This is a genomic window from Cellulosimicrobium sp. TH-20 (genome assembly GCF_002105775.1).
GTDB lineage: Bacteria > Actinomycetota > Actinomycetes > Actinomycetales > Cellulomonadaceae > Cellulosimicrobium > Cellulosimicrobium funkei.
This window is the reverse complement of the sequence record NZ_CP020857.1, coordinates 593,516-617,448: the sequence shown is the minus strand read 5'-3', so window position 1 is coordinate 617,448 and position 23,933 is coordinate 593,516. Positions and strand designations below refer to the sequence as shown.

The 23,933-nt window shown below is 76.0% G+C and carries 23 protein-coding genes; 11 read left to right on the top strand and 12 right to left on the bottom strand.

Annotated elements, in window-relative coordinates:
* Window positions 1–1,617, top strand: a complete 1,617-nt coding sequence (locus tag B8281_RS02730; protein ID WP_085386836.1) for a polyamine aminopropyltransferase — start codon at window positions 1–3, stop codon at window positions 1,615–1,617.
* Window positions 1,618–1,645: 28 nt separating this feature from the next.
* Here B8281_RS02730 and B8281_RS02725 read toward each other — a convergent pair whose 3' ends face one another.
* From B8281_RS02725 to B8281_RS02715, 3 genes are read right to left on the bottom strand one after another with little or no spacing between them, the layout of a single operon-like run.
* Window positions 1,646–4,264, bottom strand: a complete 2,619-nt coding sequence (locus tag B8281_RS02725) for a LuxR C-terminal-related transcriptional regulator (RefSeq protein WP_085386835.1) — start codon at window positions 4,262–4,264, stop codon at window positions 1,646–1,648.
* Between the two features lie 7 nt (window positions 4,265–4,271).
* Complete coding sequence (locus B8281_RS02720; RefSeq protein WP_043652196.1) at window positions 4,272–4,499, bottom strand: hypothetical protein; 228 nt, start codon at window positions 4,497–4,499, stop codon at window positions 4,272–4,274.
* A gap of 49 nt (window positions 4,500–4,548) precedes the next feature.
* Window positions 4,549–5,568 (bottom strand): LLM class flavin-dependent oxidoreductase, encoded by a 1,020-nt coding sequence (locus B8281_RS02715; protein ID WP_034656219.1) that lies wholly within the window; start codon window positions 5,566–5,568, stop codon window positions 4,549–4,551.
* A 101-nt stretch (window positions 5,569–5,669) separates the two neighbouring features.
* On the opposite strand from B8281_RS02715, the gene B8281_RS02710 reads away from it, so the two are divergent.
* The 7 genes from B8281_RS02710 to B8281_RS02680 all read left to right on the top strand — a co-directional run bounded on the left by B8281_RS02710 (window position 5,670) and on the right by B8281_RS02680 (window position 12,707).
* On the top strand, window positions 5,670–6,824 hold the full coding sequence (locus B8281_RS02710) for a serine hydrolase (protein ID WP_085386834.1): 1,155 nt from the start codon (window positions 5,670–5,672) through the stop codon (window positions 6,822–6,824).
* 104 nt (window positions 6,825–6,928) lie between these two features.
* Window positions 6,929–7,663: a DedA family protein gene (locus B8281_RS02705; protein WP_085386833.1), complete on the top strand. Its 735-nt coding sequence runs from the start codon at window positions 6,929–6,931 to the stop codon at window positions 7,661–7,663.
* A gap of 190 nt (window positions 7,664–7,853) precedes the next feature.
* Window positions 7,854–8,687 carry a hypothetical protein gene (locus B8281_RS02700; protein WP_085386832.1) on the top strand — a complete coding sequence of 278 codons (834 nt, stop codon included), beginning with the start codon at window positions 7,854–7,856 and terminating at the stop codon, window positions 8,685–8,687.
* A gap of 80 nt (window positions 8,688–8,767) precedes the next feature.
* A complete protein-coding gene (locus B8281_RS02695) occupies window positions 8,768–9,970 on the top strand; it encodes a MalY/PatB family protein (protein ID WP_085386831.1) in 1,203 nt (400 codons plus the stop codon).
* Window positions 9,971–10,056: 86 nt separating this feature from the next.
* A complete protein-coding gene (locus B8281_RS02690) occupies window positions 10,057–10,347 on the top strand; it encodes a DUF1905 domain-containing protein (protein ID WP_043652182.1) in 291 nt (96 codons plus the stop codon).
* Between the two features lie 150 nt (window positions 10,348–10,497).
* On the top strand, window positions 10,498–11,994 hold the full coding sequence (locus B8281_RS02685; protein WP_157446527.1) for a WXG100 family type VII secretion target: 1,497 nt from the start codon (window positions 10,498–10,500) through the stop codon (window positions 11,992–11,994).
* The gene (locus B8281_RS02680; protein ID WP_085386829.1) at window positions 11,991–12,707 is read left to right on the top strand and encodes a hypothetical protein; all 717 of its coding nucleotides are present in this window, start codon (window positions 11,991–11,993) and stop codon (window positions 12,705–12,707) included. The genes B8281_RS02685 and B8281_RS02680 overlap by 4 nt, the downstream gene beginning before the upstream one ends.
* A 21-nt stretch (window positions 12,708–12,728) precedes the next feature.
* On the opposite strand, the gene B8281_RS02675 is transcribed toward B8281_RS02680, so the two are convergent.
* The 3 genes from B8281_RS02675 to B8281_RS02665 are packed head-to-tail and all read right to left on the bottom strand — an operon-like array spanning window position 12,729 to window position 14,390.
* Window positions 12,729–13,304 carry a hypothetical protein gene (locus tag B8281_RS02675; RefSeq protein WP_085386828.1) on the bottom strand — a complete coding sequence of 192 codons (576 nt, stop codon included), beginning with the start codon at window positions 13,302–13,304 and terminating at the stop codon, window positions 12,729–12,731.
* Window positions 13,301–13,813, bottom strand: coding sequence for a signal peptidase I (locus B8281_RS02670; protein WP_085386827.1), 513 nt, complete (start codon window positions 13,811–13,813; stop codon window positions 13,301–13,303). The genes B8281_RS02675 and B8281_RS02670 overlap by 4 nt, the downstream gene beginning before the upstream one ends.
* Before the next feature lie 34 nt (window positions 13,814–13,847).
* The gene (locus B8281_RS02665) at window positions 13,848–14,390 is read right to left on the bottom strand and encodes a hypothetical protein (protein ID WP_085386826.1); all 543 of its coding nucleotides are present in this window, start codon (window positions 14,388–14,390) and stop codon (window positions 13,848–13,850) included.
* Window positions 14,391–14,685: 295 nt separating this feature from the next.
* Here B8281_RS02665 and B8281_RS02660 point away from each other — a divergent pair, with 295 nt between their 5' ends.
* Window positions 14,686–16,671, top strand: a complete 1,986-nt coding sequence (locus tag B8281_RS02660) for a penicillin-binding transpeptidase domain-containing protein (protein WP_085386825.1) — start codon at window positions 14,686–14,688, stop codon at window positions 16,669–16,671.
* 444 nt (window positions 16,672–17,115) lie between these two features.
* A complete protein-coding gene (locus B8281_RS02655) occupies window positions 17,116–18,636 on the top strand; it encodes a dicarboxylate/amino acid:cation symporter (RefSeq protein WP_085386824.1) in 1,521 nt (506 codons plus the stop codon).
* Window positions 18,637–18,719: 83 nt separating this feature from the next.
* Here B8281_RS02655 and B8281_RS02650 read toward each other — a convergent pair whose 3' ends face one another.
* The 6 genes from B8281_RS02650 to B8281_RS02625 form a co-directional block, all read right to left on the bottom strand.
* Window positions 18,720–19,025, bottom strand: a complete 306-nt coding sequence (locus tag B8281_RS02650) for an SHOCT domain-containing protein (protein WP_081599813.1) — start codon at window positions 19,023–19,025, stop codon at window positions 18,720–18,722.
* A 151-nt stretch (window positions 19,026–19,176) separates the two neighbouring features.
* Window positions 19,177–19,842 (bottom strand): response regulator transcription factor, encoded by a 666-nt coding sequence (locus B8281_RS02645; RefSeq protein ID WP_085386823.1) that lies wholly within the window; start codon window positions 19,840–19,842, stop codon window positions 19,177–19,179.
* A complete protein-coding gene (locus tag B8281_RS02640; protein ID WP_085386822.1) occupies window positions 19,839–21,083 on the bottom strand; it encodes a sensor histidine kinase in 1,245 nt (414 codons plus the stop codon). The genes B8281_RS02645 and B8281_RS02640 overlap by 4 nt, the downstream gene beginning before the upstream one ends.
* A 122-nt stretch (window positions 21,084–21,205) precedes the next feature.
* Window positions 21,206–21,685: an SRPBCC family protein gene (locus tag B8281_RS02635; RefSeq protein ID WP_061268360.1), complete on the bottom strand. Its 480-nt coding sequence runs from the start codon at window positions 21,683–21,685 to the stop codon at window positions 21,206–21,208.
* Between the two features lie 154 nt (window positions 21,686–21,839).
* On the bottom strand, window positions 21,840–22,304 hold the full coding sequence (locus B8281_RS02630) for a hypothetical protein (protein ID WP_034655328.1): 465 nt from the start codon (window positions 22,302–22,304) through the stop codon (window positions 21,840–21,842).
* Window positions 22,305–22,431: 127 nt separating this feature from the next.
* Window positions 22,432–23,361, bottom strand: a complete 930-nt coding sequence (locus B8281_RS02625; protein WP_085386821.1) for an NADP-dependent oxidoreductase — start codon at window positions 23,359–23,361, stop codon at window positions 22,432–22,434.
* 177 nt (window positions 23,362–23,538) lie between these two features.
* Between B8281_RS02625 and B8281_RS02620 the strand changes: the two genes are divergently transcribed.
* A complete protein-coding gene (locus tag B8281_RS02620; protein WP_085386820.1) occupies window positions 23,539–23,922 on the top strand; it encodes a TraR/DksA C4-type zinc finger protein in 384 nt (127 codons plus the stop codon).
* The last annotated feature ends 11 nt before the right edge of the window (window positions 23,923–23,933 follow it).

Sequence of the window (23,933 nt, the reverse complement as noted above, 5' to 3'; positions counted from 1 at the left end):
GTGCTCGACCAGCAGGAGGTCCCGCCCGGCGGCCCGCCGGGGGCGGACGCGGCCGCGGACCGCGACGCGCCCGCCGGGCGCTCGGGGGCGCGCCACCTCGACCGACCGACCGTGTTCGCCGCCGCGCTGCTCGTCGCCGTCGGCGGGCTCGTCTACGAGCTCATCCTCGGGACGGCAGCGTCGTACCTGTTCGGCGACTCGGTCGTCGCGTTCTCCGTCGCGACGGGGCTCACGCTGTTCGGCATGGGCCTCGGCTCGCTCCTCGCGCCGCGTCTGCAGCGCACCGCGGGGCTGAGCTTCGTGCGCAACGAGCTCGTGCTCTCGCTCCTCGGCGGGACGTCGGTGCTCGCGCTGTTCTGGGCGTACGCGGCGACGGAGCTCGCGTGGGTCGTGTTCGTCGTGCTGTCGCTCGCGATCGGGACGGCGATCGGCGTCGAGATCCCGCTCCTCGTGGCGGTGCTCAAGGAGCGGGGGAGCGAAGGCTCCGTCTCGCTGCTGTCGAAGGTGCTCGCGCTCGACTACTTCGGCGCGCTCGCCGCCTCGCTGCTGTTCCCCTTCCTGCTGCTCCCCTACCTCGGCCTCGTGCGCACCGCGTTCGCGGTCGCGGTGCTCAACGTCGCCGTCGCGGGGTTCATGCTCGCGCGCATGGGCCACCCGCCGCGGTGGTCGGTGCTCGCGGGCGTCACGCTCGTCGTGCTCCTCGCCGGGTTCGCGGCGTCGTCGTGGCTCGAGGCGCGCATCAGCGCGGGGATGTACCAGGACCCGGTCGTCGCGCAGGAGCGCAGCGCCTACCAGCAGGTCGTCGTCACCGAGTACCAGGGGGATACGCGCCTCTACCTCGACAACCAGCTCCAGTTCTCCTCCGTCGACGAGGCGCGGTACCACGAGACGCTCGCGCACGCGGCGATGACGTCGGTCGCGGCGCCCGCGTCCGTCGCGATCCTCGGCGGCGGCGACGGCCTCCTCGCGCGCGAGGTCCTGCGCTACGGCTCGGTCCAGGAGGTCACGCTCGTCGACCTCGACCCCGCCGTCACCGACCTCGCGCGCGAGAATCGGCTCCTCACCGCCGTGAACGAGCACGCGCTCGACGACCCCCGCGTCACGGTCGTCAACGCCGATGCGTTCCGCTGGGTCGAGGACACGCCGCAGACGTTCGACGTCGTGCTCGTCGACCTCGTCGACCCCTCGTCCGAGCGTGTCGCCAAGCTCTACTCGCAGGAGTTCTACGGCATGGTCGCCGCGCACCTGCGGCCCGGCGGCGCGTTCGCGACGCAGGCGACGTCGTCGTACTTCACGCCCGACGCGTTCTGGCAGGTGGTCTCGACCGTCCGCGCCGCGGCGCCCGGGCGCACCGTCGTGCCGCTCACCGTCAACGTGCCCTCCTTCGGCGAGTGGGGCTTCGCGCTCTCGCTCCCGGGCGGACCGGCCGACGCCGTGCCCGGCCCTTTCGCGCGCACGCCCCTGCCGGACGGGCTGCGCTTCCACGACGCCACGTCGCTCGCGGCGACCACGCGCCTCCCGGCCGACAACCCGCCGCGGGACCTGCCGCCGTCGACCCTGTTGTCCCCGACGGTCCAGCGCACGTACCAGGAGGACATGCGCGCCTGGCGCTACTGACGCGGCGCCGGCGGGACGACGTCGGGCGTCAGAGCACGGACGGGAGCTGGTCGCGCGACGTGATGCCCAGCTTCCGGAAGATCCGGTAGACGTGATTGTCGACGGTGCGGTCGCTGAGCACGAGCTCGCGCGCGACGTCCTTGTTGCTCAGCCCGCGCGCGACGAGCCGGGCGACCTCGCGCTCGCGCGGGCTCAGGGTGTCCGCAGGCGCGACGGGCGGCACGAGCAGGTCCAGCTCCTCGCCCCCGGTCGCCACGAGGGTGCGGAGCCGGTGCGCCTCGTCGGTGGCGAGGGCCGTGCGACCGTCGTCGCGCAGCAGCCGGACGGCGGTCGCGTGGGCCTGGGTGCCGTGCAGCACGAGGCCGCGGGCGCGCAGGTCGTCGGCTGCCGCGAGGAGCGCCTCGGGCGAGCGGTCGGCGGCGGCGACGACGTAGTGGCCGAGGGCCGGCAGGAGGGTGCCCTGCGCGGCGGCCGCGTGCTCCGCGACCTGCCGGGCGCGACGCGCGTCGGGCCAGAGGGTCACGAGCCAGGCCGCGTCGAAGAGCGCGGCGACGAGGTACCCGCGGCGGTCCATCGCCTCGACGAGCTCCCACGCCGCGCGCGTCGCGACCTCGGGCCCGGCCTGGCCGGTCGCGAGCGCGAGCTCCGCAGCGAGCGGGTGCGGCCGGGCGAGCGGCGTGGACGCCGCGAGGAGCTGCAGCGCGTCGAGCTGGCGCGCGAGCGAGCGCGCGCTCGTGACGTTCCCCTCGCGGAGCGAGAGCTCGGCGCCGAGGCAGCGCAGTCCCGCGCGGGTGCTCGGGCGCAGGGGCGCGTGCGCGCCGGCGGCGAAGACGCTCGTCAGGTGCTCGCGCAGCGACGTGAACCGGCCCTGGAGGTACAGGCCGAGCGCGACGACGTGGCCGTGCGGCTCGATCTGGGACGCCGCGAACCGGTCGCGCGCCTGGTCCAGCAGCCGACGCGACCGCTCGACGGCCGCCTCCACTTCGCCCGAGCAGAGGAGCGCGAGGGACCGCCACGAGGGCGCGTCCTGACGGTCCGCCGACTGCGGCACGACGACACGGTCGAGCTCGACGCCCGCGTCGTCGACCCGCCCCCGGGCGAGCAGGACCTCGCCGCGGACCAGCCGCACCACGTTGTCGGGCCCGACGAGCAGCGCCTCTCCGGGCGGGACCGTCACGTCCGCACGCGCCGGAGGGCGGTCGAGGGGCGGCGGGAGCTCCGCGGACGGTCCCGTGCCCTCGACGTCGCCCACGGCGAGCAGGACGTGCTGGGCGACGGCCTCCCGGACGGCGTCCTCGACGTCGTCGTGCGCGGTCGTCGTCGGCTCGAGCAGGGCGAGGGCCGCGTCGCGCTCGTGGAGCACGACCGCGCGGTAGACGGCCTCCCACGCGGCGAGAAAGCTCCCGCGACCGGTCTCCGCGGGCGCGAGGTCGTGCGCCCGCGCGAGGACCTGCTCGATCGCGTCCGGCGGAGCCTCGTCGTTGGCGAGGTCGTCGAGGTAGCGCACGGTGTTCCGCGTCGTCGGGGTGCGCTCCCAGGCGTCGCGGCGCGCGAGGAGCTGGGCGGCGGTGTGCCGGCGCAGGGCGCGGCCGAGGATCGCCGCGGACTCGCGCGACGCGGCCCAGCCGGTCGGGACGGCGGTGTCGACGGTGCGCGCGAGGGGGTCCCACTCGTCCGCCCGGCCGCTGCCGAGCGCGTCGGCGACCTGCTCCGCCGCGCGCAGCGCCCGCGCGCCCCCGGTCTGGCGCAGGAGCTCCCCGACGAGCGGCGGGTAGAGCGTCACCGTCGTGCGACCTTCGGCCTCGACGAAGCGGACCAGGCCGTGGTCGTCGAGCGCGACGAGCACGGGCCAGGGCAGGAACCGGTGCACCGTCCCGAGCTCCGCGGCGCCGGTCGCCGCGAGCGCCCAGACGCCGTCCACCTCCTCGGGCGACAGCCCGCTGACCAGGCGGCCGACGTCGCCGGCGAGCGCCGAGGTCACGAGGTCCCGGCGCGCGACCCAGGTCCCGGACTCCTCGACGAGGCGGCCGGCGCGCCGGGCCTCGGTGGCGACGGACCGGACCAGGCCGGGCAGGCCGCCGGACAGGCCGTACAGGCGACCGGCGACACCGGCGTCGAGGTCGCCGCCGAGCAGCGCGCTCGCGGTGGCGTGCATCTCCTCGAAGGCGAGGGGCGGCATCGGCAGCGCGGTCGCGGGTCGGCCGCCGAGCACGGTCTCGACCGGGGCCGCGGGGTAGGGCGGGCGCTGGCTCAGCACGACGGTGGCGTCCTGGCGGGCGGAGACCGCCCCGAGGACCGCGGCGGAGGTGTCGTCGAGCGCGTCGGCGTCGTCCGCGAGGAGGACCGCCGGCCCGGTGCCGAGCGCCCGCTCGACGGCGTCGACCGCGCGCCCGAGCGACACGGGCCGGCCGGGGGCGGCGTCGAGCACCCCGGCGAGGACGAGCGACTCGAGCGGACGCGGGGCGCCGGGGCCGACGCCCACGAGGGACAGGACGTGCCGGTCGTCGTCGAGGACGGCGGCCCGGACGCGCGCGAGGAGCGTGGACCGGCCGGAGCCCGGCAGCCCGGAGACCACGACCGACGTGCCCTCGCGCACCGCGCCGAGCACGGTGTCGACGAGGGACGCGCGTGGCCCCGGGGCGCTCATGGGGCGGTCAGGCGCGTGTCCGCTGCCGTTGTGCGCGGGCCTGCGCGTCGCGGTAGACCCGCAGCCGCTCGACCTGGACCTCGCCGAGCGTGGGGGCGTCCACCTCGTCGGCGAACGCCTCGGAGAGCTGGCGGAGGATGTCGGTCTCGAGGTCGTCGAGCTCCTCGAGCCGACGGCGGTCTCCCGGGCTCAGCAGGGGCCAGGTCTCGGTGTAGGTCGGTGCGTGCTCGCTCACCTGCCCATGGTCGGCTCTCCGGCGCGGTCTCGCAGGTCGACGGCCGCCGTCAGACGGCGGGGCGGGTCACCGCGGCGAGCGCGTCGAGCGCGCTGAACGGGTCGTCCGGCCGGGCAGGGTCGGCTGTCGTGGCGACGAGGACGACGCTCGACACCCCGCCGGCGCCGAGCTCGGCGAGCCGCGCGCGGAAGGCTTCGGGCGACCCGACGACGGCGAGCGCGTCGACCCACGCGTCGGGCACCGCGGCGGCGAAGTCGTCGGGGGTGGCGCTCGCGTCGCGCAGGGCGCGGAAGTCGGCGGCGAAGGGCAGCGGGTCGATCTGGGCGGACCAGTCGGCCTCGCCGAGGACCGCGAGGTAGGGGCGGACGATCTCGCGGGCCGTCGCGACGTCGTCGTGCACGGCGCCGACGGAGAACGCGACGACGCGGTGCGCGGGCGGGGCCGCGTCCCCGGCGCTCGCGCGCCCGGCGTCGATCGCGGCGCGCGCGACGGCGAGGTACTCGGGGGTCACGGGCATGTCGAGGATGGTCCCGTCCGCGACGCGACCCGAGACCTCGAGCGACCGCGGGCCGCGCACGCCCGCGAGCACGGGCGGCGGCGAGGCGGGCGGGGCGTGGAGGGCGACGTCGTCGACGGACACGTAGCGGCCCGCGACGCTGACGCGCTCGCCGTGCAGCAGGGCGCGCACGGTCGCGGTGGTCTCCTCGAGCATCGCGAGCGGGCTCGCGGGCCACACGCCGATCTGCCGCATCCACGCCGGCATGCCGTGCCCGAGGCCGAGGTGCAGGCGGCCGGGGTGCAGGGCGGCGAGCGTGCCGGCCTCCATCGCGGCGGTCGACGGCGCACGCGTGGCGGCGGGCAGGATCCCGATGCCGACGGTGAGGCGCTGCGTCGCGGCGAGGACCGTCGCGGCCTGCGCGATCCCGCCGTGGAAGGTGAGGTCCTCGACGACCCACAGCTCGTCGAGGCCGACCTCCTCCGCGCGGCGCGCGAACGGCACGATGAGGTCGGCGGGGAGCTCGCGCGGGAGGATCACGCCGAGCGCGGGGGTCGTCGTCGAGGTCGCCATGCGGCGACCGTACCGTGATAGCGCTCCCACCCGTGACGACGTGCGGCTCTCCGGGACAAAAGTCCTGGCCGGGAGCGCCCCGGCCCGCCTACGGTCGGGCCATGACCGCGCTCGACGACGCCGCTCTCGCCGCCCTCGACACGCACCTGCGCTCCGCCGCGGACGCCGACGACTTCTCCGGCGTCGTGCGGGTCGAACGCCACGGCGAGGTGCTCCTCGAACGCGCCTACGGCGTCGCGTCGCGCCGCTGGGGCGTCCCGGTCCGCACGAGCACGCGGTTCGACGTCGCGTCCGTCACCAAGCTCTTCACCGCCGTCGCGGTGCTCCAGCTCGTGGGCGACGGCCGGCTCGGGCTCGACGACCGCGTCCACGACCACGTGGACCTTGCGGGCACGACCATCCCGCGCGAGGTGACGATCCGGCACCTGCTGACCCACACGTCAGGCATCGCGGACGACGCCGACGAGGAGGCGGGGGAGTCGTACGAGGAGCTGTGGGTCGACCGGCCGAGCTACTCCGTGACGCGCACGGCAGACTTCCTGCCCGGGTTCGTCCACAAGGAGCCGAACTTCGCGCCCGGCGAGGGGTGTCGCTACTGCAACGTCGGCTACGTCCTCGCCGGCCTCGCGCTGGAGTCTGTCACCGGGACGACGTACCGCGACCACGTCCGCGAGCACGTGTTCGCGCGCGCGGGCATGGACCGCTCCGGGTTCTTCCGCATGGACGAGGCCGAGCCGGACGTCGCGGAGGGCTGGGAGCCCGTGCACGAGGGCCCGGACGACGACGGCCCCGTCACCGGGTGGCGGCAGAACGTCTACTCCTACCCGCCCGTCGGCTCGCCCGACGGCGGCGCGCACGTCACGGCGCGCGACCTCGCCCGGTTCTGGGCGGCGGTGCGCGACGGCGAGCTCCTGCCGCCCGACCTCACGCGCGCGTTCCTCACCCCGCAGGTGCTGCACCACGAGGGCGGGACGGGGGCGACGGACGGAGCCGAGCCCGCACCGAGCGTGCACTACGGCTTCGGGCTCGAGCTCGAGCTGCTCGCGGACGGGTCGGTGCGCTCGGCGTACAAGGACGGCATCAACACGGGCGCGAGCGCGATCCTGCGCCACTACCCGGACCCGGTGGGCCCTGCGGACGGCCCGGACGCGCTCCCGCCGGCCGGGGCGCCGGGCGTGACGGTCGTCGTGCTGTCGAACAGCGAGGCGGGCGCCTGGGACCCGATCCGCCGCCTCGACGAGCTCGTCCGCGGCTGAGCGGGCCGGTCCCCTGCACGTCCCGCGCCTCCGCACGAGACCTCCACACCCTTCCGGCCGCATCGGCGTTCGCGCCACCGACCGCTCGCCTAGGCTCGTGACCCATGCCCTCCGGACTCTCCGCCGCCCTGACGGCCGCCGTGCCCGCCGCCACGACGGCGGAGCCCGCTCTCGACGGCGTCGCCGGCTGGGCGGTCAACCTCATGGAGACGCTGGGCCCGGTCGGGGCCGCGATCGCCATCGCGCTCGAGAACCTGTTCCCACCCCTGCCGAGCGAGATCATCCTGCCGCTCGCGGGCTTCACGGCGAGCCAGGGGAGCTTCGGGCTCGTCGAGGCGATCCTGTGGACGACGGCGGGGTCCGTCGTCGGCGCCCTCGCGCTCTACGCGGTCGGGGCGATCATCGGGCGCGAGCGCACGCGGTGGGTCGCGGAGCGCCTCCCGCTCGTCAAGGTCGAGGACGTCGACCGCACCGAGCAGTTCTTCCTCCGGCACGGCAGCGCGACGGTGTTCTTCGGCCGCTTCATCCCCATCTTCCGCAGCCTCATCTCGATCCCCGCGGGCGTCGAGCGCATGCCCCTGTGGAAGTTCACCGCGCTCACCACCGCCGGCAGCGCCGTGTGGAACACGATCTTCGTCTACGCCGGGTACGCGCTCGGCGAGCAGTGGCACGTCGTCGAGGAGTACGCGGGCGTCCTGCAGAAGGTCGTCATCGCGGTCGTCGCGGCGGCGGTCGTGTGGTTCGTCGTGACGCGCGTCTGGCGCTGGGTGCACGACGACGAGCGCCCCGCCCACGCGCGCGGCCGTCGGGACGCGGCGCCCGCGCGCGACGAGGCCTGACCACGGCGTCCGCCCGCGGCAGCGCCTGACCACCTCGGCCCGACGCCCGGCCGGCCGGGGGTCCCGCCCGCGCGGTGCGCGCCGCCGTGGCGGATGATCGGAACGTGCCCGCCCCGACCGAACGGCCCCGCGTGCCCGTGCGCGCGGCGCTCGTCGCGCCCGCCGCGGGCGACGGCCCCGGGGTCGCGTCGTGATCCTCTCGCTGCTCGCCGCCGTGGCCGCGAGCCTCCTGTACGCGGTGAGCACGATCATGCAGGCCGTCGCGACGCGCCGGGCCCACGGCCTCGCGGCCGTGGCCCAGCCGCTCGTCGTCGGCGGGCTCGTGGTCGACGGCGTCGGCTGGCTCCTCTCCCTCCTCGCCCTCGACCACCTGCCGCTGTTCGTGGTGCAGGCCGTCGTCGCGGCGTCGCTCGTCGCCGTCGTGCTGCTCGCCCGCCTCGTGCTCGGCGCGACGCTGCGCCGCACGGACGTCGTGTCGATCGGCGTCGTCGTCGCGGGCCTCGTGGTGCTGGCGCTCGCGGCGGGGGAGCAGCCCGCGACGCACCCGCCGGCCGGGTTCACGACCTGGGTCAACGTCGCCGGGGTGGTCGTGGCGGTCGGCACCGCCGCCGCGTACCGGCGCGGGCACCCCGTGCTGCTCGCCGTCCTGGGCGGCCTCGGCTACTCGGTCGCCGCCGTCGCGGCGCGCGGCGCGCACGCGTCCGGGGACCTGCTCGACACCGTGCTCCAGCCGCTCGCCCTCGCGATCGTGCTCGGCGGCGTCGCGGGCGCGCTCGCCTACCTGCGCGCCCTGGAGCGGGGCGCCGTGGGGACGGTCGCCGCGACGGTCTCCGTGATCGAGGTGCTCGCCCCGGGGATCGTCGGCCTCGCCGTGCTCGGCGACGTCGTGCGGTCGGGCTGGGCGGTGCCCGCCGTCGTGGCGACGCTGGCCGCCGTCGGCGGGTGCGTCGTGCTCGCGACGAGCCCGGCGAACGCCGCGGCCGAGGAGGGCGCGCCCGCGGCGACGGAGCCCGAGCCCGCCTAGGGTGGGCCGGGTCGGCCGACCGAGGCAGGCCCGCCGACCGGTGCCGTGCAGACGCTCGGCCCGCACCGAGGAGGGGCACGATGCGCACACCGTTGGACGTCCTCACGCTCGACGAGCTGCGCCGTCGGACGTCGGCGAAGTGGTGCACCTTCGCGCCCGACGTGCTGCCGCTGTTCGTCGCCGAGATGGACGTCGCGCCGTGCGACGCGGTCGTGGACGCCGTGACGGCCGCCCTGCGCTCGGGCGACACCGGGTACGACGTCGGCACCGCGTACGGCGAGGCGTACGCGCGCTTCGCCCGGCGCCGCTGGGGTTGGACGCCCGACGCGGCGACGTCGCGCACGCTGCCCGACGTCATGGTCGCGATCGTCGAGGTGCTGCGCGTCCTCACGTCCCCGGGCGACGCGGTCGTCGTCAACCCGCCCGTGTACCCGCCGTTCTACGGCTTCACCGCGAACGAGGGGCGCCGCGTCGTCGACGCGCCGCTGGGCACCGACGGGCGTCTCGACCTCGACACCCTGGAGCGGGCGTTCGCCGACGCGACCGGTGCCGCCGCGAACGGTGACGGCCCGGGGAGCGGGCGCCGCGCCGTCTGGCTCGTGTGCAACCCGCAGAACCCGACGGGGACCGCGCACACGCGCGCGGAGCTGGCGGACGGCCTGGCGCTCGCCGCGCGGTACGGGGTGCGCGTCGTGGCGGACGAGATCCACGCGCCCCTCACGCGGCCCGGGCTCGACGGGCGCCCCGCGACGACCCACACGCCGCTCCTCACCGTCCCCGGGGCGGGATCGGCCGTCGCGATCGTCTCCGCGTCGAAGGCGTGGAACCTGCCGGGCCTCAAGGCGGCGGCGGCCGTCGCCGGCCCGGACGCCGCCGACGACCTGCGGCGCATCCCCGAGGAGGCGAGCCACGGCGTCCAGCACGTGGCCGTGCTCGCGCACGTCGCGGCGCTCGACCACGGCGAGGCGTGGCTCGACGACGTCCTCGCGGGCGTCGAGCGCAACGCGTGGCTCCTCGCCGACCTGCTCGCGGAGCACCTGCCCGCGGTGCGCTACCGGCCCGGCGAGGCGACGTACCTCGCGTGGCTCGACGCGCGCGGGCTGCCCGGCCCGGCGGGTGCGGACCCCCGGTCGTGGTTCCTCGACCGCGCGCGCGTCGCGCTGGAGGACGGGCGCCGGTTCGGCCCCGGCGGGCACGGGCACGTGCGCCTCAACCTCGCGACGGGCGTCGACGTGCTCACCGAGGCGGTCGAGCGCATGGGCGTGTCGGTGCGGGACGCATGAACGTCGCTCGACCACGACCGACGAGTTCTCGGCCCTCGGCCGGTCAGACCCCCCGACCACGACCGCACGACCCACCGGAGCACCCGATGCCGTTCGAGCCCGTCCTCCTCGACCACACGTTCACCGCGCCCGTCGGCGTCGACGTCAAGGGCGACACGTGGCCCTGCGTGGAGGTGCCCGGGGCGCGCGAGCTCTTCGGGTCGCTGCGCGCGGTCCGCGTGGACGCGACCGTCGACGACGTCGCGCTGCGCAACGTGGGGCTCATGCCGACCGGGTCGGGCGGGCTGATGCTGTCGCTCAACGCGGGCGTGCGCAAGCGCCTCGGCAAGGACGTCGGTGACACGGTCGTGGTGCGGCTGGAGCGCCGCCTGAGCTGAGGCGCGCCGCCGCGCCCGCCCTGTCCGGGCATGGGCAGTTGTCCCCATCGCGGCGGCCGACCCGGCCGCGTACCGTCGGCGTGCGACCGTCGAGGACGAAGGCGTCGACGCGTGCGCGTGAGGGGACGCGCAGGGGCGGGAGGGGACGGCATGAGCGGGATGTGGGGCGCCGACGTCCGTGCGCTGCGCGCGCTCGCGTCCGGCCTGCGCTCCGGCGCCGACGCGCTGCGGACCCATCGCGCGCAGGTGGCGGCCGTCGTCGAGGCCGCGACCCGGTGGGACGGGCCCGACGCCGCGCAGTTCCGCAGCGCGTGGGCCACCACGCTCGGACCCTCGCTCACGGGCACCGCGAGCCTCCTCGACGCCGCCGCCGACCGCCTCGCCACGGACGCCGACCAGCAGCAGTCCGCGAGCGCCGACGGCGGCGCCCTCGCGGGCCCGGGCGGCGCGCCCACGTCCGGCCCGGGCGGGCCGCAGCAGACCGTCCCCACGCCGACGCCTGGCGAGTACGCCGCGATGGACGCGGGCGAGCGCGCCGCGTGGCTCGAGAACGCGACGGACGCGCAGGTCGCGGCGCTCTACGACCGGATGGTGCGCCTCGGTGTCGACCCCGACTCCCCGGGGTTCGCGGAGCTCGCCGTCACGCACTGGACGCGCGTCGCCGCGGGCGAGGCGGGGTTCGACTTCGCCGACTGGGACCCGTCCGCGGGGGCGTCGGCCAACCGGGAGATCATCGAGAGCGTCTACACGTACTACGGCGAGCTCTACCTGGACAACCCGTGGATGCAGTGGGCCGGCATGGCCGCGATGATCGGGCCGTCGTTCGCCGCCGGGTTCTTCGACCTCGACATGATGCGGCAGCTCGCGCAGGGCGTCGCGAGCGGCGCCCGGGCGCTGCCGCCCGGCGTCGACCGGGCGGCGCTCGAGGCGATCGCGACGATGTCGGACGCCGAGCTCGGCTTCTACGAGAACCAGTTCCTGTCGATGCAGCGCGAGATCTTCGTGGACCAGGCCGTCATGCACGAGGCGTACCTAAACGGCGGCATGCAGGAGATGGAGCGGCTGCTCGAGGCCGGCGTCATCGACGGCGCCGCGTACCAGGCGTGGGCGGACGTCGAGGCCGGCCGGGCGGGCGACGCGCAGGCGCTCGCGGACGGCAACACCGCGCTGCTGTGGCGCGAGCAGAACCAGATCATCGCCGACGACTGGCAGACCATGCGCGACCACCCGGTCACGGGCGAGGCGTTCACGTACCTCATGACGCTCGTCGGCGAGCCGTCCATCCCCGGCGCGGGCACGTACGCGCAGCACGACCCCTTCACGGTGAGCGTCGAGACGCCCGGCCCGGAGAACCTCGGGATCCCGTTCACGGGCGTCACGTTCGACAACCCCGTGCAGGGCACGGTGACGGTGGAGACGCCGCTGCCGGGCGGCAACATCGCCGACCAGGCGACCCGCTGGGAGTACATCGCGAACGACACGCTGCCCGCCTACCAGCAGCTCGTCACGCAGCACCCGGACCAGGCGGCGCAGATCATCGGCACCGACGTGTCCGACCGGATCGCCGACTACCGGCTCACGAACCCCGCCCGCATCGGACGCATCCTTGACAGACTGACCGAGTGGGACGTGGACGTGGACCAGTGAACCGGGGGTTCCGTCGCGCGCACGGGACGGCGCCGAGGGCCGGCGTCGCCGCGGTCCTGCTCGCGGGGGCGCTCGCCGGGTCTCTCGTGCTGACGGGGTGCACGGTGACGTTCGGCGACCCGGACGACGCGGCCACCGGACCGGGCGGGACGACCGCCCCGGGCGGCCCGACGTCGTCGGGCGGTTCGGGCGGCGAGGGCGGCGGGGGCGAGGCGGGCACGACGACGATCGACGACATCGAGAGGGGCGAGACCGTGCACTGGGACGTGAGCAGGCCGATCACCGCGGAGTCCGTCGGGCTGGGCGAGTCGATGGCCGTCGTGCAGGTGCCCGACGGCGCGGCCGAGGTCGAGCTGACGCTCCCCGACGGCACGTGGACCACGACGGCCGAGGAGCTGACGATCCAGCCCCGGCGCGGGTACGTGAGCGCGATCAACGTGTTCCGCACGCTCTCCGGCGGGCAGGCCGTGCACGACCAGCTCGTGGCCGACGCGCAGGTGCTGGGTTTTCCGCGGTCGCAGGTCGACCGGTGGCTCGACGAGCTGCCCGCGTCGCTCGACGCGTCGCGCGCGGGCGGGACGCGCGCCCGCACGGGCATCAACGGGTCGAACGGCGACGTCGAGACGTCCGTGCAGATCAGCCACGAGCCCGGGCCGGGGGGCGACGCGTCGGTGCGCCTCTGGTACGTGATCAGCCCGGTCACGCCGGACTGACGCGCGCCACGGCGGCGCCCGTCACGGGCAGGCCGACGCGCCCCCGCCGCCCTGCTCGGCGACCTGGAAGTAGATCGGGTTCTGCCAGTCGGCGCCCTCCCCGCGCACGCGCGGCAGGTCGGCGCAGGTCCAGCCCTGCTGCGGGGTGAACTGGGCCCCGGCGACGACGTGGGCGCCGCTCCACCGCCACGAGGTCTCCTGGCCGGTCGCGACCCGGAGGTCGACGTCGAAGGACACCGACCGCGTGCCCGCGGGCACCGTGAAGGCCACGTAGTAGTTGCGGACCTGGCTCCCCGGCTCGCCCCACGTCTCGAACGAGATCGAGCGGACCGTGCAGCCGGAGAGGACGGCGCGACCCTCGCCGCGCGCGACGCACGTGCCGGCCGTCGTCGTCTGCCACCGGCCGGCGGAGACGGGCGCGGCGGCCTGGGCCTGGTCCGTCCACGCGGCCGTCGTGGGCTCGACGGCCGCGTGGGCGACCCCCCACCACGACGCCGTCACGAGCGTCAGGACCGCGAGGAGCAGGCTCAGCGTGCGGCGCCCGGCCGTGGGACCGGCGGTCCCGCCGGCCCTCCGGCCGGTCCGGGTGCCGGTCACCGGTGGACTGGCACGCGTCGCGGTGCGGGCGGGACGAGCAGGGTGAGGCCGAGCAGGCCGAGCAGGCCGACGAGGAGGGGGACTGCCACGGCGGGGGTCGTCAGACGCACGATCGCGGTGCCCCAGCCGGCGAGCTGGACCGCGGGCTTCCAGACGTCGCCCGAGGCGGTGTAGTCCAGGGCGTCCGCGTAGGCGTTGTTGTCGCCCTTCATGCTGACCGTGTACTGGTCGTCGCCCGTCTGCTCGACGGCCTCGACGCGGTGGGTCACCAGGTCGCCGGTCAGCTCGCTGGGCAGGCTCACCACGTCGCCGACGGCCAGGTCGGCCGCCGGGACCGGCCGGGCGACCAGGAGGTCGCCCGTCATGATCCCCGGCTCCATCGATCCGGAGATCACGACGAGGGGCTTGATAAGGCCGGCCGCGGTCGCGCCCCCCACCGCCCCGCACACCAGCCCGAAGGCGGCGAGGACCCACAGGACGAGGACGGCCCCGCGCCGCAGTACCTGCATCGGTGGTTCTCCTCCTCCTGCGTGCGGCGTCGGGTCAGGCCGTCGCGGTGGCGGAGACCGTGACGACGAGCGTCCCGGTGGCCCCCTGGTTCGACGGCGCCCAGTCGCTCGGTGCCGTGACGGTGAGCCGGAACTGGTCGCTCGACGTGCCGCCGGCGGCGTCGAGCGTCGTGGCGAGGCCGGAGACGGAGGCGGAGGGGTTCGTCGTGAAGGTCGAGCCCGAGGCGAAGCGGACGCTGGACGTGAGCGCGGCCTTCACCGAGCTCTCGTTGCGCACCCACAGGTCGATCGTGCGCGTCTGGCCGGGCAGGAGGTTCGCGAGCGCGTCCGACGGCACGACGAGCTCGATCGCCTCGGGGTCGGACGAGTCCTTCCAGGTGGTCCCGTCCAGCGACCCCTGGAGGTCGAAGGTCGCGGCCGTCGCGGGCGCCGTGAAGAACGCGTTGTCGGTCCAGGCGGCGCTGGTGAGCGCCGCCCCGATGCCGCCGACGGCGAGGGCCGCCAGCCCGAAGGCGGCGAAGGCGCGGCGCTTGTCGCGGCGCGGGGCGGGGGTCGTCTCGGGGGTGTGGAGAGTCATGACTCGAAAAGTACGGAGTCCTCCTCAACGCTGGCGCACCTGTTCCTCAGGAAAAGCGCAGGATCGTCCAGGGATCGCGGCGCGCACCCGGGCGCACCCCCGCCCACCTGCGCGGACACCGTACGGCCGTGCGGGGAATGGTGAGCGCGCTGCGGCTCCGCGGGACGGGGAGGAGGAGCGGGAGGTGAAGAAGCGGCGGACGAACCGGTCCGGTCCGGCCGTCGGTGCCGGCGGCGTCGGTGCCGTCGGGTAGCGTCCGTCTCGTCCCGAACGGTACGGAGCAGGGGAGCAACGAGTGAGCAGCGTCGCGCACGACCACGGTCGATCCGGCACGCACGGCCGGTGGCGCGGGAGGACCGCCCGCTGGACGACGGCCGCGGCGCTCGTCCCCGTCCTCGCCCTTCCCCTCGCGGCGTGCACGCCCGACCGCCCGGAGGCGTCCGACGCCGCGAACGCGCTCGCCGACGCCCTCCAGGCCGGCGACGTGAGCGGGCTGGAGTTCCGCAACGGCGCCGCGAAGGACGTCCAGGGCCACCTGGAGGCGGTGCTCGAGCCGCTCGCGCCGTACGAGCGCACGGTCGAGGTGGAGTCGGTGGACGTCGACGAGGAGGGCGACGACGCGGGCGACCGCGCGACGGCGACGCTCGCCTACCGCTGGGAGGTCGCGGGCGACCAGGCCTGGGAGTACACCACCACGGCGGAGCTCACGTTCGCGGAGCCGGGCGAGGGCGAGGACGGCCCGGGTGCCTGGGACGTCGTGTGGGAGCCCGACGTGCTCGTCCCCGAGCTCGGCCAGGGGGGCCGGCTCGCGGTGAGCCGCGTGCCGGCGGTCCGTGCGGGCATCCTCGGCGCCGACGGCGTCCCCATCGTCGAGGACCGCCCCGTCTACCGGATCGGCGTCGACAAGACGCGCGTGGGCTCCGCCCAGTGGGACGGCGCGGCGCGGGCGCTCGCGGGCGTCGTCGGGCTGGACCCGGAGGAGTACGCGCAGCGCGTCGCGGGCGCCGGGGAGAAGGCGTTCGTCGAGGCCATCACCGTCCGCACGGAGGACACCGCGGGCGTCGACGTCGACGCGGCGCGCGGCATCGAGGGCGTCGCGGTCATCGACGACGCGATCCCCCTCGCCCCGACGCGCGAGTTCGCGCGTCCCCTGCTCGGGCGCGTGGGCGACGCGACGGCGGAGATCGTCGAGGAGTCGGAGGGCGCGGTCGCCGCGGGCGACCAGGTCGGCATCTCCGGTCTCCAGCGGCAGTACGACGAGCAGCTCCGCGGCGTGCCGGGCCTGTCGATCGAGGTCGTGCCGGGCGAGGCGGACGCGGACGCGGAGCCGACGGAGGTGTTCTCGGTCGAGCCGGTGGACGGCGTGCCGCTGAGCACGACGCTGCGCCCGGACATGCAGGTCGCCGCCGAGGCGCTGCTCGCCGGGCAGGGGCCGAGCGCGATCGTCGCGATCCAGCCCTCGACGGGCTCCGTGCTCGCGGCGGCGAGCTCGACCGCGGGCGAGGGGCTCTCGACCGCCACGACGGGCCAGTACGCGCCGGGATCGACGTTCAAGGTCGCGACGACGCTCGCGATGCTGCGCGCGGGCCTCACCCCGGACACGACCGTCTCGTGCCCGCCCACGCTGACCGTCGAGGGCCGCAAGTTCCAGAACGTGCCCGGCTACCCGACGGCGGCGCTCGGCGACGTGCCGCTGCGCACGGCGTTCGCGAACTCGTGCAACACGGCGATGATCGGGCAGCGGGAGGCCGTGTCGCAGCAGGCGCTGCACGACGCCGCCGCCTCGCTCGGGCTGGGCGTCGAGTCCGAGCTCGGCGCGCGCGCGTTCTTCGGCGACGTCCCGACCGACTCGCAGGGCACCGAGCACGCCGCGTCGATGATCGGGCAGGGCAAGGTCCAGGCGTCGCCCCTCGCGATGGCGACGGTCGCCGCGAGCGTCGCCGCCGGGCGCACGGTGGCGCCGGTCCTCGTCCACCCGGACGTGCAGACCGTCGCCGAGGAGCAGCCCGCCTCGACCCTCACCGAGCAGGAGGCCGCGACGCTGCGCGAGCTCATGCGCGCCGTCGTCACGGACGGCTCGGCGTCGATCCTCCAGGACCTCCCGGGCGAGCCCGGGGCGAAGACGGGCACGGCGCAGTACGGCGACGGCAGCCAGTCCCACGCGTGGATGATCGCGACGCAGGGCGACCTCGCGGTCGCCGTGTTCGTCGAGACGGGCGAGGGCGGCGCCGTCACGGCGGGGCCGCTGATGCACGCGTTCCTCGACGCGCCGAACGCCTGACGCCCGGCCGCTCCCCGGCGGCCGGAATAGGTCCGGCCGCCGGACGGTTGTCCACGAGCGGGTATGATCGGTTGCCGCGGGCGTCCGTCTGCCCGCGTCCAGCGAGAACCCACCGTTCCGGGAGAACCTCCGTGTTCGTCAGCGTGCCTGCCTGGCAGCTCACCCAGCGCCGCGACGTCGACCTCCGTCGAGTCGCCAGCGCGCTGTGTCGCTGACCCCCCGTCGCCGCTGACGCCTCCCCGCCTCCGCACACCCGTCAGGACCCCGGGTCGCCTCGCGACCTGAGCCGCTGACGCGCGTGGCGCGCCCCCCGTCAGCCGCAGGCCACCTCCGTGCCTGCGTCCCTGCCCGGGCCGCGCTGCTGCCGGCGCCCCGCGACGACGTCCCGAGCCCCTCTCCCGAGAGCGGGCGCTCGTGCGCCCGCGTCACCCCGAAAGGTCCTCCGTGTCCTCGACCCCCTCGACGGCCTCCCCGCAGGCCGACCCGCAGGCGAAGCAGGCTCCGGCCTCCGCGCCCGCGAAGAAGAAGCGCCGGTTCCCCTCGTTCAGCGTGCAGATCCTGCTCGGCCTCGCGGTCGGCGTCGGGCTCGGTGCCCTCGCCCTCGCCATGGGCCCGCAGGACGCCGCCGGCGAGGTCCCCAACGGCCTCACCACGACGCTCGACACGATCGGCTCGTCGTTCGTCACGCTGCTCAAGGCGGTCGTGCCGCCGCTGATCTTCACCGCGATCGTCGCGTCGATCGCGAACCTGCGGACCGTCACCAACGCCGCGCGCCTCGCCGGTCAGACGCTGCTGTGGTTCGCCATCACCGCCGCGATCTCCGTGGCCGTGGGCATCGGCCTGGGCCTGCTGTTCAACCCCGGCCAGAACGCCTCGGTGTCCGTCGACGACGCCTACGAGGCCGGCCGCACCGGCACGTGGCTCGACTTCCTCACCGGCCTCATCCCGGGCAACGTGCTGGGCCTCGGGGCGTCGACCCGCCTGACGACGGGGGACGACGGCGCGCTCACGGGTGCCGCCGAGACGTCGGTGAACTTCAACGTCCTGCAGATCCTCGTCGTCGCCCTCGTCATCGGCATCGCGGCGCTCAAGTCGGGCAAGAAGGCGGACCCGTTCCTCGCGTTCAACCGCTCCGCGCTCGCGATCGTGCAGAAGGTGCTGTGGTGGATCATCCGCCTCGCGCCGATCGGCACCGCCGGCCTCATCGGCTACGCCATCGCGGCGTACGGCTGGACGTCGCTCGCGTCGCTCGCGTGGTTCGCCGTCGCGATCTACGTCGGCCTCGCGGTCGTGCTGTTCGTCGTCTACCCGATCCTGCTGCGCACCAACGGCCTGAAGATCTCGAGCTACTTCCGCGGCGCGTGGCCCGCGATCCAGCTCGCGTTCGTCTCGCGCTCCTCGATCGGCACGCTGCCCGTGACGCAGCGCGTCACCGAGCGCAACCTCGGCGTGCCGAGCGAGTACGCGTCGTTCGCCGTGCCGCTGGCCGCCACCACGAAGATGGACGGTTGCGCCTCGATCTACCCGGCCATCTCGGCGATCTTCGTCGCGCAGATCTTCGGCATCGACCTGTCGATCACCGACTACCTGCTCATCGCGTTCGTGTCCGTCGTCGGCTCCGCCGCGACCGCGGGCCTCACCGGCGCGATCGTCATGCTGACCCTCACGCTCTCGACCGTGGGCCTGCCGCTCGCGGGCGTGGGCCTGCTGCTCGCGATCGACCCGATCCTCGACATGGGCCGCACCGCGGTGAACGTCGCGGGCCAGGCGCTCGTGCCCACGATCGTGGCGAAGCGCGAGGGCATCCTCGACCTCGAGCAGTACGAGGCCGCCACGGCCGAGGACCTCTTCGTGGACGAGGACGACGACGCGTCGTCCGAGGCGACCACGGAGTCCCCGGCGCCGGCCGAGACCGGGGAGGGTGCGCCGTCGGGCACCAAGGAGCGCGTGGGCGCCTCCGCCTGACGCCGAACAGGCGATTCCTCGCCGTCGAGCACGACGTTGCTGCCGTTGTCCGCGGGATGACGGCAGCAACGTCGTTCTCGGCGTCAGGGGTGGGGGTGACCCTCGCGGAGGACGGCGAGGCGCGAGCGGTACTCCTGCTCGTCGATCTCGCCGCGCGCGTAGCGCTCGCCGAGGATCGCGACCGGGTCAGGGCCGGACGTGCGCCACCCGCCCGGGCCCCCGCCGCGCCGGGCGCGGCGGGCGACGAGGAAGACCACGGACGCGAAGAGCAGGAACCACAGCAGGGGGAACACGAACCACCACGGCCCGGGCCCCCAGCCGGCGTGCCCCCACGACGCGACGGCGTCCGTGGGGAGCGCGCCGGCCGCCCCGGTGAGTGCGGTGAGCATGACGACCTCCGGTGTCGGTGCGCCTCGCCGGTCACGGCGAGGGCGGCCGTCCGCCGGCCGCACCCCCAGGCTCGCGCCCGCCCGACGCCGCGTCGTCACCCGGGCGTGCCGACCTCGCTCGTCCCCGGGTACCGCCGCGGCGGTCGGAGGCTCAGCCCGCCCAGCCCGGACGGACGAGGCCCGACTCGTACGCCGCGACGACGAGCTGCGCCCGGTCTCGCGCGCCCAGCTTCGCCATGACCCGCGAGACGTGGGTCTTCACGGTCGACTCCGACAGGAAGAGCGACCCGGCGATCTCCTCGTTCGACAGCCCGCCCGCGACCTCGACGAGCACCTCGTGCTCGCGCGGCGTGAGCTCCTCGACACCACGCACCGGCCCGACGGCGCGCGTCGCGTCCGCGACCCGCGACAGCAGCCGCCGGGTCACGGTGGGCGAGAGCAGCGCGTCGCCGCGCGCCGCGACGCGCACCGCCCGGACGAGGTCGACCGGCTCGGTGTCCTTGACGAGGAAGCCGCTCGCGCCGCCGCGGATCGCGTCGGTCACGTACTCGTCGAGCTCGAACGTCGTGACGACCACGACGTGCACGTGCGACGCCGCCCGGTCCGCGACGATCCGCCGCGTCGCCTCCAGGCCGTCGAGACCGGGCATGCGGATGTCCATGAGCACGACGTCGGGCAGGTGCTCGAGCGCGAGGCGGACGGCGTCGTCGCCGGTCGCGGCCTCCGCGACGACGCGCATGTCGTCCTCGGAGTCGATGAGCGCGCGGAAGCCACCCCGCACGAGAGCCTGGTCGTCGGCCAGCACGACGTCGATCACGGTGCCTCCTCGCGCTGCGGCGGTGCGTCGTCGCCCGCGTCGGACCGTCCGGGGGTGCCCGGTCCGGGCGGGGAGCCCGGCCAGGGAAAGACTGCCCGCACGCGGAAGCCACGTCCAGAGGGGGACGGCGCCGGGCCGGCGGCGAGCGAGCCGCCGACGCTCTCGACGCGCTCGCGCATGCCCCGCAGGCCATAGCCCGGCTCCGGCTCGGCGCCCGGGGCCGCGCCGTCGTCGGTCACGGTCACGGTCACCGTGCCGTGCGGCGCGGGACGCACCGCGACCCGCACGTCCGCCCGCGTGGCACCGTGCGCGTGCCGGCGCACGTTCGTCAGCGACTCCTGCACCACGCGGTAGACGACGCCCGCGAGCCGGTCGGGCAGTCCCGCGGCGGCCGGGTCGACGTCGAGCGCGACCGTGAGCCCGCCGCCCTCCGCCTGCCGCACGAGCCGGGGGAGCGCCGCGAGGTCCCACGTCGGGGCGAGGGGCGCGCCGTCGTCGCCCGCGTCGCCGCGCACGACGCCCAGCACCGCGCGCACCTCGTCGAGCGCCTCGGTGCTCGCGGCGCGGATCGCGGTGAGCGCACCGCGGGCCTGCTCGGGGGCGCGGTCGAGCAGGTGCAGGCCGACGCCCGCCTGGACGGTGATCGCGGACAGCGAGTGCGCGAGCACGTCGTGGACCTCGCGCGCGATCCGCAGGCGCTCGTCGGCGACGGCGGTCCGCTCCCGCTCGGCGCGCGCGGCGCGCTCCGCCTCGCGCGCCGCGGCGAGGCGCGCGGACCGGTCGCGGACCGTCCCGGCGACGAGCAGCACGACGACGGTCCACGCGGTCCCGCCGAGCAGCGTCGCCGGGGGCGGCGCGTCCGGGCGCAGCGCCGCCGCCGTGACCACCGCGCCCGCCAGGAGCACCGCCCCGCCCCACGCGACCCGGCGCGCGCGCACCGCGGGCCCGCTGAGCAGCACCCCCACGAGCACGCCCACGGGACCGGCGAGCACCGGGCCCCACGCGTACCCGGCGACGAGGAACGCGCCCGCGGCACCCACGGACACGACGACGGCGACGACCGGCCACCGCACGAGGAGCACGAGGGCGAGCGGGGGCACGAGGAGGAGCGCGAGCGCCGCCGCGTCGAGCGGCCGGGCACCGGGCTGGCCGTGCGTCGCGCCCGCCGTGCCGACGACCGCGACCACCGCGAGCACCACGGCGAGGAACGCCCGGGGGCGGCGGCGGTCGAGCGGGCCCATGCGTCGCACGCTACGCCGCGCGCGGCCGGGCCGCGTCCGACCGGGGTGCCGGGCGACGTCGTCCCGGGGTGCCGGGCCGCGTGGCCCCGGGTGCCGCGCGGCGGCGGACGGGGGCGCGGGCGTCAGGCGCCGTCGTGCACCGCGTCGAGCACGACCGGGTCGGCGCACCCGCGCGCGAAGCCGGCGATGCGCCGGTCGACGTCGCGCTGGAGCACCCACGACCCGACGCGCTCGGCGACCGGGGCGAGCCAGCGTGGCCGGCACCGGAAGCTGTACCGCCACGTCGCGCGCGTGCCGCCGGCCGGGTCGGGCGCGAAGCGCCAGCCGCCCGCGAGGTTCTCGAAGAACCACGACCCGCGGACCATGCGCATGCCGACGTTGGTCGGCGGGTTGTACGAGACGTACTCGCTCACCATGGACAGCCCGCTGCGGTGGCGGGTGAAGGTCCGCACGCCCTTCGCGGGCGCGGTCGCGCCGTCGAGGAAGTGCTGGTGGCGGATGAAGGGGTCCCAGCGCAGGCGGACGGCGCCCGTCGTCTGCGAGACGGCGAACGCCGTCGCGGGGTCGACGGGGACCACGAGCGAGGACTCGACGACGGGCATGGTCGGATGCTCCCACGCCGGGCGGCGCCTCGCCGCCCGCCTCAGGACGCGGCGAGCCCGGCACCGGCGCGCCCCCCGACGCGAGCAGGCCCTGGACGCGAGGACGGCCCGCCCCTCGACGAGGGACGGGCCGTCCGGACCGCGGCGCGTGGCGTCAGGACGCGAAGGCGTACCCGGCCTCGACACACTGGGCGCGGAACGCGTCGAGCGACTCCTGGAGCTTCGACGTGCTGACCGTCTCGCCCTGGACGGCGGCCTCGAAGGGCGCCTTGATCCCGTTGAGGTTCTCCTGGAGCTCCGGGTCGGCGAAGTTCTGCACCGCGGCGATGCGCTCGCGCGTCGTGTAGATCGCGGCGGCGGCGTCCTCGTCGTCCGGCGTGGCGAGCAGCGGCGTCGTCTCGGTGACGAGGCGCTCGGCGGAGTACTCGCCGCCGTAGAAGGTGCTGCACGTCGTGGTGACGGCGACGACGGTCGGCGTGACCTCGGGGGCCGCCTCGGTCGTGGTCTCGGTCGCGGGGGTGGTCGCCGCGTCGTCGCTCGCCGGGTCGGTCGGCGAGGCGCAGGACGCCAGCAGGAGGGCACAGGAGAGCGCCGCGGTGGCGGCAAGAAGCTTACGCATGCTAACGATTCCACACTCTGGCGCACGCGGGGCGCAAGAAGATTGAGCGGGCGCCGGGGCGGGAGCCGCGGAATCCCGCGGCTCCTGCGGTGAGCTTGTGCTCAGCGTCACAAAGGAGCGCGCCGCGTCACACGACGTCGAGGACGACCTTCCCCCGCACGTGCCCCTCGGCGACGAGGCGGAGCGCCTCCGCGGCCTCGGCGAGCGGGAACCGGGCCGAGATCTCCGCCCGGAGCCGCCCGTCCTCCGCGAGCGCGAGCACCTCGTCGAGGGCGCCCTTCGCGTCGACCTTGTCGGCGATCCCGGCGGCGCGCGAGGCGTCCGTCCCGACGACGGTCACGGCGCTCGGCGGGTCGTCGGCGTCGGCGGGGGAGAGGTGCTCGCCCAGCAGCGCGACGGTCGCGGCCACGGTCTCCTCCGTGCCGACGAGGTCGACGACGACGCTCACCTCGTCGAGCCCGTCGGGCAGCGCGCGGACCGCGTCGACGAGCCCCGGGCCGTACGCGACGGGCGTCGCACCGAGGCCGCGCACGTAGTCGTGGTTCGCGGGCGAGGCCGTCCCGACGACGCGGGCACCGAGCGCGGTGGCGATCTGCACCGCGGCGGACCCGACGCCACCGCTCGCGCCGTGCACGAGCACGACGTCCCCCTCGCCCGTGTCGGCCTGCACGAGCGCGGAGAACGCGGTCGCCGCCGCGACGGGCAGGACCGCGGCCTGGTCGAACGGGACGGACGACGGCTTGCGCCGCACGTGGTCGGCGCGGACGAGCGAGAGCTCGCGCTGCGCCCCCGTGCCGTGCCACACGACCTCGTCGCCCGGGGCGAGGTCCGGGACGTCGGGCCCGACGGCGTCGACCACCCCGGCCGCCTCGAACCCCAGCACGCCGGGGACGCGGCCACCGAACGCGCCGGCGAGCCGCTTGAGGTCCGCGGGGTTGACGCCGACGACGCGGTTCGCGACGCGCACCTGGCCGGGGCCGGGAGCGCCGACCTCCTCGTCGTCGACCCGCAGGCCCTCGGGCCCGCCGAACTCCTCGAAGACGACGACCGTGCTCATGCCGACCCCCGTGGTCTCGCCGTCGGTCGCCCACCGCGAGGGCGAGTCCGCGCGGTGGCCCCGGGGTGGCCGGGCGGTTCCACTCTTCCATCGCGGACCGCCGCTGTCATGCGGCGGACGTGGGCAGGAGTCCCCGTCCGGGACGGTTTCACCCCGTCCCGAGCGTTGGGGAGGGTGATGACGACATCGTTCGAGAGCTCCGACCACCCGCTCGACCCGCGGCCCGCGCGCGAGCGGCTACTCGCCGTGCGCGCGGAGGCGTCGGAGCGCCTGCGGGCGCTGCGCGCCGACGTCGCGGGCATCGTCGAGGCGTCGCGCGACTCCAACGCGGACGACGAGCACGACCCCGACGGCGCGACGATCGCGTTCGAGCGCGCCCAGGTGGACGCGCTCGCGCGCGACGCGGCCGCGCGGGTCGAGGAGGTCGACGCCGCCCTCGCGCGCCTGGACGCGGGGACCTACGGCGTCTGCGCGGGGTGCGGGCAGCAGATCGCCGCCGGGCGCCTCGAGGCGCGCCCGACGGCGCGGACCTGCGTCGCGTGCGCGGCCGCGGTGCACTGAGCGACCGGGCC

What these genes read in the sequence shown, in the direction of transcription:
- B8281_RS02625 (WP_085386821.1), bottom strand. Translation starts at nt 23,361, where the DNA reads ATGAGCACGGTCGTCGTCTTCGAGGAGTTCGGCGGGCCCGAGGGCCTG.
- B8281_RS02715 (WP_034656219.1), bottom strand. Translation starts at nt 5,568, where the DNA reads ATGGCGACCTCGACGACGACCCCCGCGCTCGGCGTGATCCTCCCGCGC.
- B8281_RS02725 (WP_085386835.1), bottom strand. Translation starts at nt 4,264, where the DNA reads ATGAGCGCCCCGGGGCCACGCGCGTCCCTCGTCGACACCGTGCTCGGC.
- B8281_RS02685 (WP_157446527.1), top strand. Translation starts at nt 10,498, where the DNA reads ATGAGCGGGATGTGGGGCGCCGACGTCCGTGCGCTGCGCGCGCTCGCG.
- B8281_RS02690 (WP_043652182.1), top strand. Translation starts at nt 10,057, where the DNA reads ATGCCGTTCGAGCCCGTCCTCCTCGACCACACGTTCACCGCGCCCGTC.
- B8281_RS02695 (WP_085386831.1), top strand. Translation starts at nt 8,768, where the DNA reads ATGCGCACACCGTTGGACGTCCTCACGCTCGACGAGCTGCGCCGTCGG.
- B8281_RS02640 (WP_085386822.1), bottom strand. Translation starts at nt 21,083, where the DNA reads ATGGGCCCGCTCGACCGCCGCCGCCCCCGGGCGTTCCTCGCCGTGGTG.
- B8281_RS02705 (WP_085386833.1), top strand. Translation starts at nt 6,929, where the DNA reads ATGCCCTCCGGACTCTCCGCCGCCCTGACGGCCGCCGTGCCCGCCGCC.
- B8281_RS02630 (WP_034655328.1), bottom strand. Translation starts at nt 22,304, where the DNA reads ATGCGTAAGCTTCTTGCCGCCACCGCGGCGCTCTCCTGTGCCCTCCTG.
- B8281_RS02710 (WP_085386834.1), top strand. Translation starts at nt 5,670, where the DNA reads ATGACCGCGCTCGACGACGCCGCTCTCGCCGCCCTCGACACGCACCTG.
- B8281_RS02620 (WP_085386820.1), top strand. Translation starts at nt 23,539, where the DNA reads ATGACGACATCGTTCGAGAGCTCCGACCACCCGCTCGACCCGCGGCCC.
- B8281_RS02635 (WP_061268360.1), bottom strand. Translation starts at nt 21,685, where the DNA reads ATGCCCGTCGTCGAGTCCTCGCTCGTGGTCCCCGTCGACCCCGCGACG.
- B8281_RS02670 (WP_085386827.1), bottom strand. Translation starts at nt 13,813, where the DNA reads ATGCAGGTACTGCGGCGCGGGGCCGTCCTCGTCCTGTGGGTCCTCGCC.
- B8281_RS02650 (WP_081599813.1), bottom strand. Translation starts at nt 19,025, where the DNA reads ATGCTCACCGCACTCACCGGGGCGGCCGGCGCGCTCCCCACGGACGCC.
- B8281_RS02665 (WP_085386826.1), bottom strand. Translation starts at nt 14,390, where the DNA reads ATGACTCTCCACACCCCCGAGACGACCCCCGCCCCGCGCCGCGACAAG.